The organism is Edaphosphingomonas haloaromaticamans (genome assembly GCF_001853345.1).
In the GTDB taxonomy this organism is placed as follows: domain Bacteria; phylum Pseudomonadota; class Alphaproteobacteria; order Sphingomonadales; family Sphingomonadaceae; genus Sphingomonas_E; species Sphingomonas_E fennica.
On sequence record NZ_MIPT01000001.1, the window covers coordinates 1,184,647 to 1,205,262 of the forward strand.

The window sequence follows — 20,616 nt, forward strand, 5'->3', positions numbered from 1 at the left end:
TTCTCTCCTTCGGATCGATCGGGCTCGTCCGCCTAGCCGAGGTCGCCGCCGGCCACGGGCAGGGTGCTGCCGGTAATGTACGATGCTTCGTCGGACGCGAGGAAAAGGATGGGCGCCACCTGTTCGGCCAGCGTGGCATAGCGCTTGAGGAAAGCGGATTCCGTCACCTGCCGGACGACATCGGCCATCCAGGCCTGCTCTTCGGGCGTATCGCCTTCGGCGTTGCGGGGGATGCGGCGGGGCGGGGCCTGCGTGCCGCCGGGGGCGGTGGCGACGACGCGGATGCCGCGATCGGCATATTCCATCGCCAGGCTCTGGGTGACGGCGTTGATGCCGCCCTTGGCCGCCGAATAGGGGACGCGGTGGATGCCGCGCGTGGCATTGGAGGAAACGTTGACGATCGTGCCGCGCCCGGCTTCCAGCATCGCCGGCAGCGCGGCACGGCAGCACCAGAGCGTCGGCATCAGCGAACGCCGGATCTCCGCCTCGATCTGTTCGGGCTCGAAGGCGGCGAAGGGGCGCATGCGGATGGCCCCGCCGACATTGTTGACGAGGATGTCGATCCGGCCGAAGCGTTCGACGGCGGCCGCCATGGCGGTGGCGGCGCCGTCGAACGTCTCGAGGTCCGCACGGACCGCAAGCGCTTCGCCGCCGGCAGCGAGGATCGTGCGCGCCACCTCGTCGACCAGTTCGGCGCGATCGACCAGCACGGGCCGCGCGCCTTCGGCGGCCGCGCGGATCGCGACTTCCGCGCCGATGCCCTGGGCCGCGCCGGTGACGACCATCACCTTGCCCGCGAAGCGCCCCTGGAAGGTCATGCCGCCAGCGCCTCGGCCTGCGCGGGGACGAACTTCTCATAATAGAGGTTGGCGACGGTGACGCCGCACGACGCGACATGGGCACGCACGGCCTCCACCATTTCCGGCGGACCGCAGAGATAGATGTCGGCATCGCCGCCGTTCAGGTCCGCCGCGCCGAAATGATCGGTGACGTGGCCGGTGAGTGGGTGATCGCTGCCGGCGCCCGAGCAGGTGGTGGCGAAGGTGAAGCCGGGGATGCGGGCGGCCAGCGCCTCGATCCGTTCCACCTCGACAAGATCGGCGGCGTCGTGCGCGCCGTAGAGCAGCCGCACGGCGTGGCCGTTGGCGCCCTTCGCGGCAAGATCCTCCAGCATCGACAGGATCGGCGCGATGCCGGTGCCGCCGGCCAGCATCAGCATCGGCCGCCTGGGTTCGCGCAGATAGAAGCTGCCAAGCGGGCCGTTGAGGATCAGCCGGTCGCCGGTCGCGGCGCGCTTGCCCAGATAATCCCCCATCCTGCCGCCTTGGATGTTGCGGATGAGGAAGGTCGCGACCTCCGCGCCGGGGGCGGAGCTGAACGAATAGGAGCGCTGCGTCCCGCCGCTGCCGGGAACGGCGAAGTTCACATATTGGCCGGGCAGGAAGGCGGGCAGGCCGGCATCCGTCGCCTTGATCGACACGCGCACCCGGTGGGGCGAAAGCCGTTCGATCGCGACCAGTTCCACCGCGATATCCGCCGGCTTGACCTTGCAGGCGGACGACGGCACCGGCACGGCGATCACGCAATCCGACGAAGGCACCATCTGGCAGGTGAGGACCAGGCCTTCCTCCGCCTCCTCGGCGGTGAGCGCATCGTCGATATAATCGTCGCCCAGATCATAATCGCCCTGTTCGGCGCGGCACTTGCAGGTGCCGCACACGCCGTCCGAACAGTCCATCGGCAGGTTGATCTTGTTGCGATAGGCGGCATCCAGCACCTTTTCGCCGGCATTGCAGTCGATGAAGCGTGTGGCGCCGTCTTCGAAGTTGAGGGCGATGCGGAACGTCATGATCTCTCTCCGTCAGGCCATCTTCAGATGTGGTAGATGTCGATGACCTGGTGAATGTAGTCGTTCTTGAGCACGACCTTCTTGGCGGTGATCAGCGGCCGATCGCCGCGGGTGTCGACGGTGTAGAAGGAGGTGCCGAAGAAGCTGCTGGTTTCCTTGTAGCGGTGGCTGAGCGTGTGCCAGTTGAAGCGCACGTCCACCTCGCCGTCGCGTTCGTCCACGATCTCGACATTGGCGATGAAGTGGCAGGTGCGCGGTTCCGGCGTGCTGGCGCCGGACCGTTCCGTCTTGATGCGGAAGACGCGATCCTCCAGCCCGTCGCGGTTGCAATAATAGATCAGCGACACCTGGCTCTGGGGATCGTCGACCAGCTGGTCGTCATCGTCCCAGGCGGGCATCCAGAAGCTGGCCGTGGGCGAATAGCAGGTCAGCCATTCGTCCCATTCGCGATCGTCGAGCAGGCGCGCCTCGCGATGGAGGAAGGCCGTGATCGTTTCGAGGGTGGCGCTCATGCGGCGGCTCCTCCCGGCGCGCGGGCGGGTTCCCGCGCCGCCTCGCGCGCGATCGCGGTCGTCAGCGCTTCCGCCCAATATTCGTGCTGGCGGACGAACAGGCCCTCATCCTCGCTGCGTTCGCCGCTGAGCAGCGGGGCGAGGCCCACGGCGCGGGCATTGTCGTCCGGGCCGTCGATCCAGCGCATCGCGCCGCGGCTCAGATCGTTCCACTGGGTCGCCGCGCCGGCATAGCCGGTCTGGCAGGCGCGGAATTCCTCCAGATCGTCCGGCGTGCCCATGCCGCTGACGTTGAAGAAATCCTCATATTGCCGGATGCGCAGCGTGCGATCGGCGGCGCTCTCGCCCTTGGGCGCGAAGCAGTAGATGGTCACTTCCGTCTGGTCGACGCCGAGCGGGCGGACGACGCGGATCTGGGTGGAGAATTGATCCATCAGATAGACGTTCGGATAGACGCAGAGATTGCGGGTCTGGCCGATGATGTGATCGGCGCGATCCTTGCCCAGCCGTGCCTCCAGCTCCGCGCGATGCGCATGGACGGGGCGGACCTCGGGATTGAGGAGCTCCGTCCAGAGCAGGATGTGGCCGTTCTCGAAGGCGTAGACGCCGCCCACGCTCTTCGACCAGCCGTTGGCGTCGACGGTGCGGGTGCCTTCGGCCTCGTAATTGCGGCGGCCCATGGTGGCCGAATAGTTCCAGTGAACCGAGGAGACGTGATAGCCGTCCGCCCCGTTTTCGATCTGGAGCTTCCAGTTGGCGTCGTAGATGTAGGAGGAGTTGCCGCGCAGCACCTCCAGCCCATCGGGCGCCTGATCGACGATCTGGTCGACCACCGCGCGCGCGCCGCCCAGAAATTCCTCCAGCGGGGCGACATCGGCGTTGAGGCTGCCGAACAGGAAGCCGCGATAATTGGCGAAGCGGGCGACGGGCGTGAGATCGTGCGAGCCATCGCGGTTGAACGACGGCGGATATTCGCCGGTCTTGCCGTCCTTCACCTTCAGCAGCTTGCCGGCGTTGCTGAACGTCCAGCCATGGAAGGGGCAGGTGAAGCTGCCCTTGTTGCCATGCTTGCGCCGGCACAGCATCGCGCCGCGATGCGCGCAGGCGTTGATGAAGGCGTTGAGATCGCCGCCCTTGTCCCGCGTGATGACGACGGGCTTACGGCCGATCCAGGTCGTGAAATAATCGTTGGGCTCGGGGATCTGGCTTTCATGCGCCAGATATACCCAATTCCCCTCGAAGATGTGCTTCATCTCCAGATCGAACAGGGCTTCGTCGGTGAAGATGTCGCGGCGGCAGCGGAAGACGCCGTTTTCCTTGTCGTCGACGACCGCGCTGTTGATGCGGCCAATGATATCGGCAGCCATCGTCCCTGCTCCCGGTTCAGGCCGCCAGCGCGCGGGCGCGGGTAGAGGCGTCCTCTTCCCCGGCGGCCGTGGCGGCGTGCAGTTCGAAATCGAACTCGATCTCGGCAAAGGGGCCTTCGACGCCGTATTTCGCGCCGAGGTTGCTGCTGGTCGCGCGGTGGACCGGCGGGATCAGCTCGTCGCGGGTCGCATAGGCGAAATCGTCGTGCAGATAGGGATCGCCGTCGATGTTGATCTGCGTCGTCAGGTGGCGATGGTGATCGGCCGAGACGAAGAAGTGGATATGGGCCGGCCGGTTGCCGTGGCGGCCGATGGCGCTCAGGATCGCCTCGGTCGATCCGCCGGCGGGGCAGGCATAGCCGACCGGCACGATCGAGCGCACCGCATAGCGGCCCTCGGCATCGGTGATGACGGTGCGGCGGAGGTTGTAGTCGCTCTGGCTCTTGTCGAAATAGCTGTAGTTGCCGAGCGTGTTGGCGTGCCAGATTTCCACCTTCGCGCCGACGAGCGGCCGGCCGTTCACGTCGCGGACCTGGCCGTGGAGGATCAGCACCTCGGCCTTGTCGTCCTCGCTGCCGNCGTCCATGCGGGCGAAGCCGGTCGATTCCGGGGCGCCCGCCACATAGAGCGGGCCTTCGATCGTGCGGGGCGTGCCGCCGGTGATGCCGGCGGCGGCATCGGCTGCATCGGCGCGGATATCGAGATAGCGTTCCAGCCCGAGGCCCGCCGCCCACAGCCCGAATTCCGGCGCGCCGGCGATCGCGAAGTTCAGCGCCGCCCAGAATTCGTCATCGCTGACGGAAAATTCGTCGATGGTGGCGAAAAGATCGCCGACGATGCGGCGGACGATGGCCTTGATGCGCGGATCGCCCGTGGCCTGATCCCCGCCACTCAGCTTTTCGAGCAGGTCCTGGACGGCAGGGGTATCAACGAAATGTTCGGTCATGTCTTGCTCTCCCGGCGCTTTGGGCTTGGTTCTTGGCGCGCCTCTTCTGCGTGTGGATCAGGGCTCAGCGATCGTCCTGATGGATGGAGGAAGGGTGCCGGCACAGCGGCGTGACGGCGATGTCCATGAACGGGAACAGCGGCAGCGTGCTCACCAGATCATGCAGTTCCTGGGCGTCGGCCACGTCGAAGATGCTGACGTTGGAATATTGGCCGGCGATGCGCCACAGGTGGCGCCACTTGCCCTGCTTCTGCAGGGCCTGCGCCCGTTCCCGTTCCACGCGCTTCAGCTCATCGGCGCGGATCGGATCGAGATCGTGGGGAATGTTTACATCCATGCGGACGTGGAAAAGCATGATCAGCCTCTTGCAGCCTGGGGGGCGGTGCCGCCGTGGAAGGATTTGCGGTCCGCGTCGCGCCGGAAGAAGGCGACGCGATCCATGTCGAGCGAGACGCCGAGGCCGGGGCCGTCCGGTACCTTGAGCGCGAAATCGGCATAGCGGAGCGGCTCGGCCAGGATTTCCTCGGTGACGAGAAGGGGGCCGAACAGCTCGGTCTGGAAGGCGAGCCTGGGGAAGGTCGCGAACACATGGGCAGAGGCGGCGGTAGCGATGCCGACTTCCAGCATCGTGCCGCCATAAAGCGCGATCCCCGCCGCATCGGCGATGGCGCCGACCTTGCACGCTGCATGGAGCCCGCCGGATTGCTGGATCTTCACCGCGAACACGTCGGCGGCGGCGGATGCCGCATAATCGAAGGCGCTGCTGGGGCCGGTCAGCGCCTCATCGGCCATGATCGGGATGATATGGGCCTGGGCGAGGCGGGCCATGGCGTTGCGGGCATGGGCGGCGACGGGCTGTTCGACGAGATCGCAGCCGGCATCCTGCAGCAGGGAGATGCCGCGCGATGCGCTGGCCTCATCCCATGCCTGGTTCACGTCCACCCGCACGCTGGCGCGATCACCCAGCGCCTTCTTGATCGCGGCGACGTGGGCGACGTCGTCCTCGACGCTGCGCTTGCCGATCTTGAGCTTGAAGATGTTGTGGCGGCGAAGCTCGAGCATCTGCTCGGCCTCGGCGATATCCTGCCGGGTATTGCCGCTGGCGAGCGTCCAGGCGACGGGCAGGCTGTCGCGCCGGCGGCCGCCCAGCAGTTCCGATACCGGCACGCCCAGCCGCTGGCCCATCGCATCGAGCAGCGCCGTTTCCACCGCGCATTTGGCGAAATGATTGCCGACGATCGCCTTGCCCAGCATGTCCATGATCAGCGCGGGGCGCGCGGCATCGGCTTTCAGCAGCAGCGGCGCGAAATAGGTATCGATGGCGAGCTTGATGCCTTCGGGGCTTTCCGGGCCGTAGCTGAGGCCGCCGATGGTGGTCGCCTCGCCGGTGCCGATCACGCCGTCCGCGCAGTGGATGCGGACGAAGACGGCGGTCTGGCGCATCATCGTCGCCATCGAAAGGATGTGCGGCCGGATGGTCGGCAAGTCTACCAGAAAGGTATCTATGGACTCGATTGCAGGCATCTCTCATCCGATCAGCGCGGCTCGATCCGCTTTCGTCGGGGATATGCCTTGCGGCTGGCGCTGGGAAAGATTAAGTGGGTCCGGCCCTATACCCTGGGAGTATGGCGGTGGATATCCGGCAGCTTCGTTATTTCCTGGCGGTGGCGGCCGAACGCAATTTCAGCCGCGCGGCCGAACGGCTCAACATGGCGCAGCCGCCGCTCAGCCGGCAGATCCAGCAGATCGAACAGGAAGTGGGCGCGCAGCTGTTCGATCGGGAAAGCCGGCCGATGGCGCTCACCGATGCCGGTCGCCTCTTCTATGAGCAGGCGATCCAGGTGACGCGCCGCATGGACGAGATGAAGGAGGCGATGCGCGCCTTCGTCACCTCCAACCGGCCGCGCTTCCTGGTGGGGTTCGTGCCGTCGGTTCTCTACGCCCGCCTGCCGGACATCATCCGCAGCTTTCGACGGGCCGCGCCCGATGTCGACCTGCGGCTGATCGAGATGATGAGCATCGAGCAGATCGCCGCGCTGAAGGAAGGCCGCATCGACGTGGGCTTCGGCCGCGTCCGCTTCGACGATCCGGCGCTGGAGCGCGAAGTGCTGCGCGAGGAGTCGATGGTGGTCACCCTGCCGATCGGCCACCGCCTGCTGGCGGGCGAGCGGCCGATCGATATCGCCGATCTCGCCGACGAGGCGGTGATCGTCTATCCGCGCGAACCGCGGCCGAGCTATGCCGATCAGGTGCTGTCGCTGCTCAACGATCATGGCGTGGTGCCGCAGGCGGTGCACGAGGTGCGCGAGCTTCAGACCGCGCTGGGGCTGGTGGCGGCGGAGGACGGCGTGTGCATCGTGCCGGCGGCGGTGCACATGATGGGCCGGCGCGACGTGATATTCCGCGAACTGGTGCAGCGCGCGGTTTCCCCGATCATCATCAGCCATCGCAGGGACGATCCGTCGCCGCATCTGGCGACGATGATGCGCGTGGTGGCGGAACTGTATCGCGACTGGGGCTGGCCGATGCCCACCGGGCTGATGCGCCGGCTGGCGGCCGGAACCGGGGAGGGGGGCGACTGGGGATGACGATCCCCAACCCGGCCCCGAATCCGGCGCCGTCGCTGATTATATTTGACTCCGGTTGCGGATCGCTGGCTCAATTGCGCCTCAAGCGGCGTCACAAAAGAGACCGGGCGGCAGGCGCATTTTCTGGGCGACGTGCCGGCCAGGCGAGTGCGATGCGGATCGATCATGCAATCGTCCGCCGGAATCCGGAAGCCGGCGCGCCATGATCCGATCCCGGGATTCCGTGGGGGAGGACGCATTGGAGAACGACCCGCAAGCCGCCGAGGCATCGGCCAGTGGCGCGCCGGCTTCGCCTGAACCGAAACGCGCGCGGCGCCCACGCGGAGCATCGGGCGCCGTCGATCCGGCCCCCGATCAGGGAAACATCGCGGCTGAGCCGGCGGAACCGGTGCAGGGACCGGTCGACAATCAGCCCTTCGACATCTTGCGCGCGGCGGAGCGCAAGCGGATCGACGACCGGCGCAAGGGCTTCAAAACGCCGATCGATCCGGATGCGCCCGTCACGGGCCTCGCCCTGTCGGGCGGCGGAATCCGAAGTGCGACATTCAGCCTCGGCTTCCTCCAGGCCTTGAGCGCCTACGGGCTCATTCCCCGGATCGACTATATCTCGACGGTCTCGGGCGGCAGCTATATCGGCAGCTTCTTCGGGGCGCTGTTCGTGCCCGAGACCCATCGCGGCAATGGGGAGCGATCCGGCAAGGCGCTGGCCTTCGATCCCGCAAGGCCCCTGCAGAGCCCCGCCGGCCGCGAAGCCGTCCGGCGCCTGCGGGAAGCCGGCCGCTATCTGACGCCGGGCGGCACGAGCGACGCCTTCTTCGGTGCCGCGCTCGTGCTCCGCAACTGGGCGGCCGTCCATTTCGTGTTCGGTATGGTCGCCTTACTGCTCTTCTGGCTGGTGCGCCTCGCCGATCAGTGGATCGCAACCGACACGCATGGGTGGAGCCCGACGCTCGTCCGGCTCACCCTCGTCGCCGTCGGCACCGTCCTGGCGGCGGGCACGTCCTACTGGCTGACCCGGCGCGAATGGATCCCCGGCAATCGCTTCAAGCGCGCGGCCAGCAACGGCTTCTTCTGGGCGATGGTGGTCGCGGCGGCCTATTTCAGTGCGGCGTGGTGGCAACCGTGCGTCATCGGCATCCTTCCGCGGCTGCCCGGCGGGGAATGGCTTGCCGCAAGTCTCCGTGGCTTGGGCACCTGGATGCTCCCCGCGACGTTCCTGCCGGGGTTTGCCGTCTGCGTGCTCGTTGCGGCCCTCGTCCTCTACATGGCGATGGAGGCCCTTCATGGCGGTGTCGAGCACAGGCCGATCGCGCGCGATGCCGATGCCGCGACCCGAAAGGCGAAGCGCGCCAACGACCTCAGAAATCCGCAATATCTGATTGCAGCCGAAGATCGGGTTCGCACGGCGCTCAGCAATGTCATGACGAAGGCGTTGATGGCCCTTGTCGCGATCGCCGCGCTTCTTTTGATCGTTCGCTTCGGCGATCTGGTGATCGTCCGCCTGCTCAAGGCATTCGAGAATTGGGAAGGTGGTGGGCCCAGCCTTCCCGACCTTGCGCAGCTATGGCCGCTCCTTACCGCCATCGTTCCGCCGATCATGAGCTATCTTGCGAGCACGCGGCTCAAATCCGGGTCCGGGCAGGTCGGCAACAACTGGCTCGAGCAGCGATTGCCGACGATCGTGGCGATCGCCGGCCTCAGCCTGCTCATGCTGTGGCTGGTGATCTGGAGCGCGGCCGCGGCGTGGGGCTTTGGCGCCCTGAAAGCCTCCGGGGTCGAGCCTGTCACGCTGTTCGGGCGCGAATGGAGCCCCGCTTGCGTCGTGGCGCTGCTCCTCGTCGTCGCCAACATCGTGCTGGGGATGTCGTTTTCCTTCATCAACCTCTCGTCGCTTTCGACCTTCTATGCCGCGCGCCTCCGTCGTGCCTATGTGGGCGCCTCGAGCGCAGGGCGCGAAGCCGGATCGGTGCGGAGCGATGATCCCCAGGATACCATCCGGCTCGAACGCTATTATTCCGGGGGCGCTGCAAATCTGGTGCCGCTCCACCTGATCAACGTCACCATCGCCGAGACGATGACCGGGGATTCCAATCTCGTGGCGCGGGACCGCAAGGGCAAGCCGATGCACCTGTCGCCCAAGGGCATCGTCTATGAAGGCTCCCACCCCGGCACGGCCATGGTCGGCCGCACGGGCGCCTTCCCCTTGCAGTTTGGCGAGGAGCTGCCGCTTGCCAACTGGGTGGCCATTTCCGGTGCGGCGGTATCCGCGGCGATCGGTTCGGGAACCTCGCTCGGGACCTCGATTCTGGCGACGCTCGGCAATGTGCGGCTTGGCTATTGGTGGAAGGCCAGGCGCGCGCGCAAGCGGCCGTCACCTTTGCAGCGCCTTCGCGACGCTTCGGTCGGGATGCGAAGCCTGCTGGCGAACCGGGACGCCGCGCGCACGTCTCTGGCGGCGTGGGGCCAAAGCCTTCCCAATAGTCTGCGCGACTTCGTCCAGAATTATCTGCTGCTCGAACTGCGCGGAGCCTTCGCCGGAACCAGGCGCAGGCGCTGGTATCTGACGGATGGCGGACATTTCGAGAATACGGGCGCCTATGCGCTTCTGCAGCGCCGCGTGGCCTTCATCATCATCTGCGACAATGGCGCGGACCCCCGGTATGAAATGGCGGACATGGTCCGGCTGATGGGCCGCGCGCGGACCGACCTCGGTGCCAGGATCCGCTTTCTCACCTCGGCGCAGATCAAGGAGAAGCTTGGCCAGGATACGGATCTTGCAGACATGATCGGGGAGTTTGCCGACCTGTCGAAGACCGCTGAAGCCAAGTCCGTGGCCGCCATCGCGCACATCGATTATGACGACGGCAGCACCGGCACGCTGCTCCTGGTCAAGCCGCGGCTGACCATGGCTGAGCCGCCTGAAATCCTGGCCTATCAGGCAGGGGCGGGGCATCGCGATTTCCCCCAGCAGACGACCGCCGACCAGTTTTTCGACGAGGCGCAATGGGAGGCCTATCGCAGGCTTGGCGAACTGACCGGCGAAAAGCTCTTTGCGCCCGCGCCGACCTCCGACAAGCCCGGCTGGCGGCCGTCGTCCATGACGCCCTGAGGAGATGGGGATGGAGACCGAATTCCAGATCATGCTGGACCAGCTGGGCGTCACGTTCGGCGAACGGACGCAGGCGGTCTACGCCCGAAAATTCGGCACCGACTGGCGCGAGGAAGAGCATGTGACCGGTTCGCTGCTCGCCCTCGTCGAATATGAGGCGGAGAATTTCGCCGCGACGCAACCGGGCTTCGGGCTGTCCCTCACCGTCAAGCTCACGAAGCGCACCGACGAACATGAAAACGGGACGGATGCGCTCATCCGCTTTTCCTGCGACGCGGAGGAATGGCAGCTCCAGACCTTCTTGCTGCTCCAGGCCAAACGGCACGATGCGGGCCGGCCGATGTCGGGTGGCGACCATGCGAGGCTCCAGCGCCAGCTTGGGAACATGCTGCGCTATACGCCGGAGAGCTTCGTGCTGATCTACACGTCCGACGGACGGATATTGCTGGTGCCCGCCGTGGCGGCGCAGGCGCTCCGGTCGCGCGACCTCTCCCACGTCAATGCGATAGAATGGCCGCGTTTCTGGTCCGGGCTCCTGCGGGGCCGCTGCGGCGATCCGGTGGTGGAGCGCGTGCCGGGCGATGGCCGCGACTGGAGCCCGGCCTATGAGCTCAGCATTCACGCCACCCTGAACCGCGAGCTGCCGCTGGCTGCCTCGGTGGAGACGATGTGAGGAGCGGCTTTCTGTTGCGCCGGACGATCAGTCTCCTCAGGGCGCTGGGATAGAGCGTTACCCCGGCTACCGGGATCGCGCCTGCGGGAGCGGGGCCGGCAGGCTCAGGCGATAGACCAGTATCCGGCTGTCATTGTCGAGGCTCGAGTCGCAGGACTGGCCGGACATGCGGCAGCGCCGCGCGATGAAGTCGTTGTCGTTGCCGACGAGCAGGAAATAGTCGTCCGGACGATCCGGCTCCAATGCCGGAACAAGGTCCATCGCCTCCCATTTCTCGGACAGCGCCTCGACGCTCAACCCGAAGCGCGCGAGCTGCGCGGGATTGAGCATGTTCACCAGCTCGATCCGCTCGGCCGGGACGATGTCGGGCCGCAGCGCGGTGCCGGCCGGGTCCTGCAGCACCGATGCCGTGCCGGTTTCATATTCGGTGCCGGCGAGATTGGTCGCGCCCGTCACGTCCACCAGCAGGATGCTCTTGTAGACGATGGGCGCCGAGCCTGCCGCGCCCAGCCCGGCGCCATCGCGCGCGAGCATCAGGAAGCTGTGGGCGTCGATCGCGCGGATTTCGCTCTGCGCGGCGGTGCGATTGGGGGCGCGGCCATCGCCGGCGTCATTATAGGCCGGCAGCTGCATCACATAGTGGGCGACGGGCTGCGCCGGTGTCGGCGTGCCGGTGACGTCGTAGGCGAGCACGCGTATGCCGGTGCGGCCGGCGGCATTGCCGGTGGCGCTGTCCTGCATCAGCGCGCTCTGCAGCGCCACGAACAGCGTCCGGCCATCGGGCGACAGGGACATGCCTTCCGGGCCCTGGTTGTTGCGGCGCCCCGTATCCGGGGCCTGTAGCGAGCCGAAATAAGGGCGTCCGTCGCGGCTCGGCGCCACCGCCGGGGGCGGCTGGATCAAGCCCCGCAATTGGCCGCGCCGGTCGAAATAGTAGATGTTGGCGGTATATTCGTCGCCGATGTAGAAGCCGCCGTCGCGCGTGAATTGCAGCGACTCCGCGTCCAGCGACACCTTGCCGCTGCCGATCCCGCTGGCCGGCGCCGGCAGGAGCAGGCCGCGCTCTGTCAGCATGCCCGTGCCCGGATCGGCTCCGGTGAAGCGCCGCCCGCGAAAGTCGCGCAGCTCGAGCCCGCCATCGGGCGCGATGTCGAGCCGGCCATCGCCCGGCGTGAAGCGGATGCGAAAACGCTCGAGCCGGGCCGGATAGTCGAAGAAGAGATTGGCGCCGGGATCGTTGCGCCCCCGGTCCGGCAGCGTCCAGAGGATGCCTTCATAATGATCGCCGACGCGCTTCCAGCTGCCGGGCGCGATCTGCAGCGAGGAGAAGGAGCCGAGCGTGTCGCCGAGAAAATCGACCGTTCCCGCCGGCAGCCGGCCGGCGCCAACCAGTCCCCGGTTGATGAAGGTCCGGCCGTTCAGCGAAACGCTCCGCGCGGCGGCGGCATGATCCAGATGGGGGCGGGTAACGGGCTCTTCCCCGCCGGCGAAGGCGGGGAAGGCCGTGACGAGCCAATAGAGGGCCAGCGCGACGCGCAGCGGTTTAGAACCCAATGCTGAGCGTCCCGAAGGCCTGCCGCGGCGCCGACGAGTGGAACACCAGGATGGTGCCGGCCGCATCGTCGGGCGCGAACACGCTGCTGTCGAAGTTCGAGGCATAGCGCTTGTTGGTCAGATTGGTGATGTTCAGCGACAGCTTCGCGCCCTTCAGCGCGCCGAGCGTGCCGAAGTCGTAACCGAGGCCGAGGTCGAACGTGGTGTAGCCGCCAAAGCTCTGGTCGTTGGTGTAGGTGTAGTAGCGCCGGCCGGTATATTTGCCCTGCAGCGAGGCGGAGAAGCCGCCCTGCTTTACGGTCAGCACGCTGGCGAACATCTCCTTCGGCGTATCCACCTGCTGCTTGCCCGCCGTGGCCTTCACCACGCAGGTGGCCGTGCACCAGTTGAGGTCGTCATCGTAGGTGGACTTGTTGTAGGAGGCCGAATTGTACCAGTTCAGCCAGGGCAGCGGCTTCCAGAGCACGCCGAGTTCCACGCCCTTGCTGGTGACGCTGCCGGCATTGTGGAAGGAGTTGCCGCAACCCGGATTTTGCTGCTGGTTCGTCGGGCAGGGATTATATTGCAGCAGGCGGTTGTCGAAATCCACCCAATAGCCGCTCAACGCAACCTGCAGTGGGCCGGTGACAAAGCGATAGCCGCCCTCGAAGCTTCTCGACGTCTCGGGCTTCAGGGTCTTGCCCTGCACATCCCAGACGGCTTGCGAAACCGACTGCGGACCGAGTTTGAAGCCGCCCTGATACATCGCCATATTCTCGGCATAGCTTGCGAACAGCTCGTGCTGGGGCGCGACCTGCCAGTGCACGCCTACCTGCGGCAGGAAATAATCCTTGGCCGTCAGAGATCCTGTCGCGAACTGGCTGGATGCCGGCGGCGGCGTCTTGGCGATGCCGTTCTGGGCCTCGGCATCCGATTTCGAGTAGGTGCCCTTGAACCCGAAATCGATGCTCAGCGCCTCATCGAACAGCTTCACCGTATCCTGGACGTAGAACTGCCGCGTCTTCCACTTGGTTTCCTGCACCCACTGGGCGGTATCCGGCTGGCCTTTCAGGAAATGCGCCAGGCTGAAGGGGCCCGTGACGTTGGTCCAGATATAGCGCGCGGCGCTGCTGGTATTGTCCTCCAGCCAGAAGCCGGCCTGGAAATGATTGAAGCCGACGTCCCAATTCAGGCTTGCAAGCGCGCCGGTGCGGTCGATGGTGTAGCGTGTGTCGCGGATCTGGACCGGCACGTCGTCATCGGTGGCCGGCGTGCCCTGCTTGGACCAGCCGACGATCCAGTTGTTGCCGGCGCCCTTGTCCTCATGATGATATACCTGCACGCGCGCGGTGAGGGATTTTGTGATGTCGAAATCCCCGGCGACGTAGAACAGGTCGTCGTTCCGCAGGATCTGGCCGTTGGTGAAGGTGACGTCGGAATTCTTCTGCGGCGACGGCGCGGGGACGCACTTGTCCGGCGCGGTCGGCCCGGTCACGCCGCAATAGGCCACGCCGAGATAGGATTGCCAATCGGGCGCATAGCCACCCCAATCCCAGCCGAGACGGCCGAGCATCTCCTTCGACAGATAGGCATCGTCGGCCTGGTTGGTGCGCGAAAAGTCCGCGAAGGCGGTGATCGTGCCGCCGGTGAATTCGTATTTCAGCTTGCCGTTGAATTGCTTGCCCGTGGACTTGTTCCAGGCGCGCTGGTTCACGAACAGGTCCTGTTCGCTATATTGGCCGGAGAGATAGGCCGAGAAACCGCCGTGCTCGCCCGTGTCGAAGCGCACGAAGGTGCGCAACGCATCCTCGCTGCCGAATGTCTGGCTGACCGCCAGCCCCATGTCCTGATGCGGATCGCTGCTGATATAGGTCAGCGCACCGCCGAGGTTGCTGGTCGAAGCGATGCCGAGGCCGGCGATGCCGGTCGCGAGATCGGCGCGGCCGAGATTTTCGGAGATCAGCGCGCGGCTGATGGTGAGGCCGTTATAGTTGTTATAGGCGCCGTCGCCGAGCGGCATGCCGTCGAGCGTGTAGCCGAGGTGCGTGGTGTTGAAACCGCGCACCTGGAGCGACAGCGACTGTTCGTTGACGCCCAGCGCGTCGATCGACTGCGCCATCACGCCCGGCAGGAAGTTCAGCGCCTTCTGCACGCTGGTGCCGGGCGGCAGCACCTCGAGGTTCGACGGCACCAGGGTTGAAACCGAACGGGTCTGCCCGCTGCCGACGACGACGATATCCCCGGCTTCGCTGCTGTCCGCCTCACCGGGCGCGGCGGCCTGCGCCTCCGCCGGCGCGAGTACCGAAAAACTGGCGGCAACCGCCAACGTGACAACGGACTTTTGCAACATTCGCGCCCCCTTTGTACCGAAAAGCGCCGCGTCAACTTGTGGCCGCGGCGCTGGCTGGTTTCTGGAGCGCGCCTATTTCATGCGTTGATGACGCTTTCGCTACAATTCAGAAATAAAAGGGCAAAACTTCACTATCCGGCGTCTGGCGGTTGGCCGGCGCCCGCCTTGGAGCGATGGCCTTGGGGCCGGGCACCGCTTTCCGTCCCTCCGCACATGCGGTCCCCGGCCGTCCGCATGGCGGCCGGCGGGCTTTCCCTCCCCCGCCGTCAGGGGGCGGGATCGGGCGGGTTGTGCTTTTCGACGAAGGCGACGGAGGCTTCCAGCATGGCGAGCCGGCTCGCGCTGCGGGAGAGCCAGTGATCCTCGCCGGCGAGGGTGACCAGTTCCACGGGCTTCCCGGCACGGCGCAGGGCGTTGGCCATGGCGACGCTCTGATCGTAGAGCACGACCACGTCATCCTTGCCGTGGATGAGGAGGACGGGGGCATCGGCCTCGGCCGCGAAATTGACCGGGGAGACCGCGCGCAGATCGCTTCCGAAGCCGATCTCCGCCTTGAGCGCGCGCCGGAGCGTCGGGTTGCGGCCGCTTTCGGCGAGGTCGGTGCTGGTCATCTTCTGCACATCGCTGACACCCGCGACCGAGACGGCGCAGCGATAAATGCCCTTCTGCAGCGTCACCCCGGCCAGCGCGGCATAGCCGCCATAGCTGGCGCCCATGATGCAGGCCCGCTTCGGATCGGCGATCCCTTCCTTGACCAGATAGGCCAGCCCATCGGAAATGTCCGTCTGCATGCGGCGGCCCCATTCGCCATTGCCTGCACGCTGGAAGGCGACGCCATAGCCGGTGGAGCCCCGGAAATTGGGCTGGAGCACGGCATAGCCGCGCGAGGCGAAGGCCTGAGCCCACCAGTCGAAGCCGGGATAGTCGCGTGACGAAGGGCCGCCATGGGGCAGGACCACGACCGGCAGGTTGCGGGCCGGCCGGCCCGGAGGCAGCGTGAGCACGGCCGAGATGTCCAGGCCGTCACCGGCCTTGTAGCGGACCATCCGCATCGGCCCGACGGCCTCGGAACCCATGGGATAGGCGGTGCCGAGCGGGTCGGCGCGCTTCGTCTTGATATCGACGACCCACCAGCTTTCGGGATCGCCCTGTCCCTCCGTCATCACCAGCAGGCGATCGAAGGCGTCGTTCCAGTCGACAAGGTGCACGCTGCGGCCCGGAAAGGCCTTCAGGGTCGCATCCACGGCCTTCTGGTGGCGCGGGTCCGTGAAGCGGTAGGATGGCGTGTCGCCTTCGATCTCATAACCCAGCAATGCGCGGCTGCGATTGTCGAAGAAGGTGCCGGCCATGGCCGTATCGGTGAGGATTTCGCGTGCCTCGCCACCGGCCAGCGGCACTTCGAACCAGCGCTGGCTGCGGTCGTTCGTTTCATCTTCCACGCTGTAGATCAGGCTGTCGGGCGTTTCGCCGAAGCCGACCAGGTCGATGCCGCCGAGCGGGTTGGTGCCTGCCGCTATCCTTTTCCCTTCGGCATTGCGGATGAACCAGTCGCCGCCCGAGGACCTGAAATCGAGGGTCGCGCTGACCGCCCCGTTGCTGCCCACCAGCCAGGTCCGCCAGTTCTGTTCGCTGTCGACGCGATTGGCCAGGCGGGAGGCGCGGCCATTTTGGAGATCGACCTCGTAGAGGACGGGCGAGGTGCTTCCGAGATAGGCCGCCCCGCGCGATTCATCCAGCGTTATCCCGCCGAAATAGCCGTAATAGCGGCCCTCGCGCTCGACGACGCCGTGGAAGCCGCGGATACCGCCGGGGATCCTATTGTTGCCCTGGAAGACGGAGAACAGCTTTTCGCCGTTCAGCGGAATCACGATCATGGCGGAGAATTCGGCCTTGTCCGCCGTGAAGCCGATGCCGAGCGACTGGGTTTCCGATCGGCGCAGCAACACCCGATCCTCCCCCGCCCAATAAAGGCCCCGAACCTTGATGTTCCCGACATTCTGGATCGAAAGGAGCTTGTTGTTCCTGTCGACGACGATGAGCCGCCGTTCATTGTCATGAAGGGCGACCATGGCGATCCGGTCGCCGGACGGGGAGATGGCCGCGCGCTCGAAACCGGGCAGCTTGCCGTAGAGCGAAAGCGGCGGCGGCGCGGCGCCCGCCGCCCATCCGCGATGGGCGCCCGCCATCGCCACGACCGCCAGCAACAGCCGGCCCAGCTTCGCGTATATCCCCATCATGTCCCCCCTGACGGAAGGAGGACTAAGGGAGAGCGAAGATATTTTGAAGTGGGTTTACTATCCCTGGCGGCGAAAGATCAGACGGATCATCTTCCGTTCGTCCGTTCGCGGACGGCGCGGAATTCGGAGGTCGGAGACCAATGCGGCCAGCGGCTCGAATTGGCGAGGCTGCCGGCGATGTCGCGGACCAGCGCGATATCCTGCGCGGCGCCGCTGAGGTTCCATTCCGGCGTCCAGCGGTCGCAGGTCTGGTGGTAGCAGGCCATGTAGGCCTTGAGCCATGCCTCGCCGGCGGTGCGGCCGCCTTCCACCAGATCGGGGGCGCCGCTGATCGCCATCAGCAGCAGGGTTGGCACGCCGCGCCGGGCGAGCGGGAAATGATCGGCGCGGTAGAAGAGGCCGCGTTCGGGCAGTGCCTCGGGCGTCACGCTGCGGCCCTGGGCGGCGGCGGCCCGCGCCAGATCGGCCTCGAGATCGTTCTGGCCCTGGCCGACGAGCAGCACATCGCGCGAGAGGCCGGCCGTCTGGAGGATATCGAGGGTGAAGTTCGCCACTGTCTTTTCCGCCGGATAGACCGGATCGACGGCATAGGCTTCCGATCCCAGCAACCCGCGTTCCTCCGCCGTCCAGAAGCCGAAGACGAGGCTGCGATCGGGCCGGGGGCCTTGCGCGAAGCCGCGCGCGAGTTCGATGAGGCCGGCAACGCCGAGCGCGTCGTCATTGGCGCCGGGGCGGACGGTGCGCCCTTCGGCATCGGGCGCGCCGACGCCATAGGCATCCCAGTGCGCGCCGAACATGACGACCTCGTCCGGCCGTGTCTTGCCGGGCATGCGGGCGAGGACGTTGCGGCTCTGCATCCTGCTGAACGTCACCGGCAGGCTGGCGCTGTAGCGGACGCCCTTCAGCTCGACGGGCGCGAAATCGGCGCGGCGGGCGCGGAGGCGGAGATCGGCGAGATCGAGGCCCGCGCGGCGGAACAGATCGGTGGCGGCATCGCCTTCGATCCAGCCCTGCAGGAGAACACGCTCCTCCGGGTTCGCGCGCTGGATGTCGTAATTCTCCCCGCCCGGCGCCACCACCGTGTTCCAGCCATAGCCGGCGCCGGGGGTGTCGTGGACGATCAGGGCCGCGATCGCGCCCCGCCGGGCCGCCTCCTCGAACTTGTAGGTCCAGCGGCCATAATAGGTCATCCGCGTGCCGCCGAACCTGCCGGCCACGGCTTCGCCGGGCTTCGCCTCGAAATCGGGATCGTTGATGAGGAAGACGGCGACCTTGCCCTTGAGGTCCACGCCCTTGAAATCGTCCCAGCCCTGTTCGGGTGCGGAGACGCCGTAGCCGACGAACACCATCGGCGCATCGGCGATGGCGACGCGATCGACCGGGCGGACCGTGCTGACATAGATGCTGCTGCCCTGCACGAACGGCACGGCCTGGCCCGCGACGGTCGCCTGCATGGTGCCGCCGGCGCCGATCTGGGTGCGGACGAGCGGCACGGGCTGGATCCAGCTTCCATCGCGGCCGCCGGGTTCGAGGCCGAGGGCCTTCAGCCGGGCGACGAGATAATCGACCGTCTTGGTTTCCCCGGCGGTGCCGGGCGCGCGGCCTTCGAACGCATCGGAAGCGAGGACCTTGACGGTTTCGGCGAGCCTTTCGGGAGAGATCGGCTCCGCCGCGCCGGCCGGCATAGCACCCGTCGCGAACAGAAAAGCGGCCGCGCCCAGCATGGCATGTTTCACGCGCAATCTCCGAATGAAGCTCTATCCGGTCCGCCTAATGCGCGGCCGGCCGCATCGCAACCATGGTGCGGCGGCCTGTGACGGCGAGGGCTATGTCGGAAGATCGGTGCGCCGTCAGTCCGACCAGCGGGCGAGCGGCGTGACCACGGCGGCGACGAGATCGGCGGGGATGGGCGCATCGAAGGCGACGCCCAGCCGGCGGCCTTCGGCGCGGACGACGGTGCCGCGCGTGCGCAGGCTGCCGCGCGTGATGACGATGGAGGTGCCGGTTTCGATAGGAGTGGGGCAGGAGACGAGGGCGCCGCCTTCCGAAATGTCCAGCAGCACGCCGCTCGACGCGCCGAACGGCGTATCGAGATGCGCCGAGAGCAGCACGCGATAGCGGCCATGCCGGCGATCATATTTCGCGAAAGATTGCGTATCCATAGCGGCCGCTGCCGTATCCATCGCTGCTCCGTCCCCCCAAAGACTGGCCATGGCGGTTCTATTCTACGCCTTATTATAGAGGAAGGAAGCTAAAGGTGGATTAACCGTGCGTTCGCCACTGTGTTCCAGCCAGGTTCTTGGAGGGCATATTTCGAAACATGTCCTCAATCCGCGACGCGCACGCAATTGCGGCCGTCGCGTTTCGCCCGATAGAGGGCGGCGTCCGCGCTCTTGAGCGTGGAGGAGGGGCCTTTCCGGCTTTCCATCGCGGCGACGCCCGCCGAAAAGGTGAGCCGGCCGATCGGGCGGCCCGTTTCCGCGACCTTGAATTCGCGCGCCGCGATTTCCCGCCGCACGGCATCGACATGGCGGGCGGCTTCGGCGGCGGTCATGTTCTCGAACAGGATCACGAATTCCTCGCCGCCATAGCGTGCGACGAAAAGCTGTTCCGATGCGCCGCGCGCCAACGCCCCGGCCATATATTTGATCACCTTGTCGCCAAGCTGGTGGCCGTGGTGATCGTTCACCGCCTTGAACGCATCGATATCGCAGATGGCGAGGGCGAGCGGCGTGCCGCGCTTGCGGGCGGTGTCGAACGCCTGCCGCATGCGGTTTTCCAGCGCGCGCCGGTTGGGCAGGCCAGTGAGCGCGTCGGTCTCGGCCGTCTGGCGCGCCTCGTCCAGGCTGCGGCGCAGGATCGATACCTGTTCGGAGGTGCGGCGCAATTCCACGCCGACGCTCCGCGTCTTGTCGATCATGCCGCGCGTGAGGTCCAGCAGCGCCACCAGCACGTCGCCGCGCAGGCCGCCTTCGAGCATGGAGACGTTGCGGGCGAGGGCATCGCCATAATCTAGCGCGTCGCGGCCCGAACGATCGGCGAGCGCCGCGATTGCCTGCAGCCGGCGCTGGGCCTCGTCCGCCAGCCGGCGGAGCTGGGCGGCGGAGACCGCCGTCTGCCGCTGCGCGGCGATGCTGGCGGCCATGGCGGGATTGAGCCGGCCATAGCGTGCGATCGCCTCGTCCACGGCGGTGACGAGCCGCTTGTCCCCGGAGGTGAGATAGCGGTGGAACAGCTCATAATGGGCGGGCGAAGGGTCCAGCCCATTGGCTTCCAGCAGCGCGCCGATCCGCGCGAAAAGGGTGCCGCCGGCGGGCGCCTCATCGGAGCCGTCATTCGCCGCCTGCCCCGTTCCTGGCGGGCTTTCCTGCGATAATGCGTGCATCAGTTCCTGCCCGTGACCAAGCCCGCGCCCTGCCAGGGCACATGCCGAACGAGACTTTCTAGACGCA

General features: G+C 66.6%; 16 protein-coding genes. 3 read left to right on the top strand and 13 right to left on the bottom strand.

Annotated elements, in window-relative coordinates; translation table 11 throughout:
* Positions 1-32: 32 nt before the first annotated feature.
* From benD to BHE75_RS05620, 7 genes are all read right to left on the bottom strand, one after another.
* A complete protein-coding gene (gene benD, locus BHE75_RS05590) occupies positions 33-818 on the bottom strand; it encodes a benzoate diol dehydrogenase BenD (RefSeq protein ID WP_070932998.1) in 786 nt (261 codons plus the stop codon).
* A complete protein-coding gene (benC, locus tag BHE75_RS05595) occupies positions 815-1,849 on the bottom strand; it encodes a benzoate 1,2-dioxygenase electron transfer component BenC (protein WP_084652954.1) in 1,035 nt (344 codons plus the stop codon). Before benC ends, benD begins: the two co-directional genes overlap by 4 nt.
* A 23-nt stretch (positions 1,850-1,872) precedes the next feature.
* Positions 1,873-2,361, bottom strand: coding sequence for a benzoate 1,2-dioxygenase small subunit (benB, locus tag BHE75_RS05600; RefSeq protein WP_070933002.1), 489 nt, complete (start codon positions 2,359-2,361; stop codon positions 1,873-1,875).
* Entirely contained in the window at positions 2,358-3,728 is a 1,371-nt protein-coding gene (locus BHE75_RS05605; RefSeq protein WP_070933004.1) for a Rieske 2Fe-2S domain-containing protein, read from the bottom strand. The genes benB and BHE75_RS05605 overlap by 4 nt, the downstream gene beginning before the upstream one ends.
* Positions 3,729-3,744: 16 nt before the next feature.
* On the bottom strand, positions 3,745-4,674 hold the full coding sequence (gene catA / locus BHE75_RS05610) for a catechol 1,2-dioxygenase (protein ID WP_070933006.1): 930 nt from the start codon (positions 4,672-4,674) through the stop codon (positions 3,745-3,747).
* Positions 4,675-4,738: 64 nt separating this feature from the next.
* Positions 4,739-5,029 carry a muconolactone Delta-isomerase gene (catC, locus tag BHE75_RS05615; protein ID WP_015459708.1) on the bottom strand — a complete coding sequence of 97 codons (291 nt, stop codon included), beginning with the start codon at positions 5,027-5,029 and terminating at the stop codon, positions 4,739-4,741.
* A 2-nt stretch (positions 5,030-5,031) separates the two neighbouring features.
* Positions 5,032-6,198, bottom strand: a complete 1,167-nt coding sequence (locus BHE75_RS05620) for a muconate/chloromuconate family cycloisomerase (protein ID WP_070933008.1) — start codon at positions 6,196-6,198, stop codon at positions 5,032-5,034.
* Between the two features lie 107 nt (positions 6,199-6,305).
* On the opposite strand from BHE75_RS05620, the gene BHE75_RS05625 reads away from it, so the two are divergent.
* From BHE75_RS05625 to BHE75_RS05635, 3 genes are all read left to right on the top strand, one after another.
* Positions 6,306-7,262: a LysR family transcriptional regulator gene (locus tag BHE75_RS05625; protein WP_070935532.1), complete on the top strand. Its 957-nt coding sequence runs from the start codon at positions 6,306-6,308 to the stop codon at positions 7,260-7,262.
* Between the two features lie 388 nt (positions 7,263-7,650).
* On the top strand, positions 7,651-10,371 hold the full coding sequence (locus tag BHE75_RS24670) for a patatin-like phospholipase family protein (protein ID WP_217494712.1): 2,721 nt from the start codon (positions 7,651-7,653) through the stop codon (positions 10,369-10,371).
* Positions 10,372-10,381: 10 nt separating this feature from the next.
* Positions 10,382-11,044, top strand: coding sequence for a hypothetical protein (locus BHE75_RS05635; RefSeq protein WP_070933013.1), 663 nt, complete (start codon positions 10,382-10,384; stop codon positions 11,042-11,044).
* A gap of 66 nt (positions 11,045-11,110) precedes the next feature.
* On the opposite strand, the gene BHE75_RS05640 is transcribed toward BHE75_RS05635, so the two are convergent.
* The 6 genes from BHE75_RS05640 to BHE75_RS05665 all read right to left on the bottom strand — a co-directional run bounded on the left by BHE75_RS05640 (position 11,111) and on the right by BHE75_RS05665 (position 20,549).
* Entirely contained in the window at positions 11,111-12,598 is a 1,488-nt protein-coding gene (locus BHE75_RS05640) for an esterase-like activity of phytase family protein (protein ID WP_070933015.1), read from the bottom strand.
* Positions 12,588-14,927 carry a TonB-dependent receptor gene (locus BHE75_RS05645; RefSeq protein ID WP_015459714.1) on the bottom strand — a complete coding sequence of 780 codons (2,340 nt, stop codon included), beginning with the start codon at positions 14,925-14,927 and terminating at the stop codon, positions 12,588-12,590. The genes BHE75_RS05640 and BHE75_RS05645 overlap by 11 nt, the downstream gene beginning before the upstream one ends.
* Positions 14,928-15,193: 266 nt before the next feature.
* The gene (locus BHE75_RS05650) at positions 15,194-17,161 is read right to left on the bottom strand and encodes an alpha/beta hydrolase family protein (protein ID WP_084653461.1); all 1,968 of its coding nucleotides are present in this window, start codon (positions 17,159-17,161) and stop codon (positions 15,194-15,196) included.
* 89 nt (positions 17,162-17,250) lie between these two features.
* Positions 17,251-18,888: a M28 family metallopeptidase gene (locus tag BHE75_RS05655; protein ID WP_070933018.1), complete on the bottom strand. Its 1,638-nt coding sequence runs from the start codon at positions 18,886-18,888 to the stop codon at positions 17,251-17,253.
* A 126-nt stretch (positions 18,889-19,014) separates the two neighbouring features.
* Positions 19,015-19,326 carry a PilZ domain-containing protein gene (locus tag BHE75_RS05660; protein ID WP_015459717.1) on the bottom strand — a complete coding sequence of 104 codons (312 nt, stop codon included), beginning with the start codon at positions 19,324-19,326 and terminating at the stop codon, positions 19,015-19,017.
* A 164-nt stretch (positions 19,327-19,490) separates the two neighbouring features.
* The gene (locus tag BHE75_RS05665) at positions 19,491-20,549 is read right to left on the bottom strand and encodes a GGDEF domain-containing protein (protein ID WP_015459718.1); all 1,059 of its coding nucleotides are present in this window, start codon (positions 20,547-20,549) and stop codon (positions 19,491-19,493) included.
* Between the last annotated feature and the right edge of the window lie 67 nt (positions 20,550-20,616).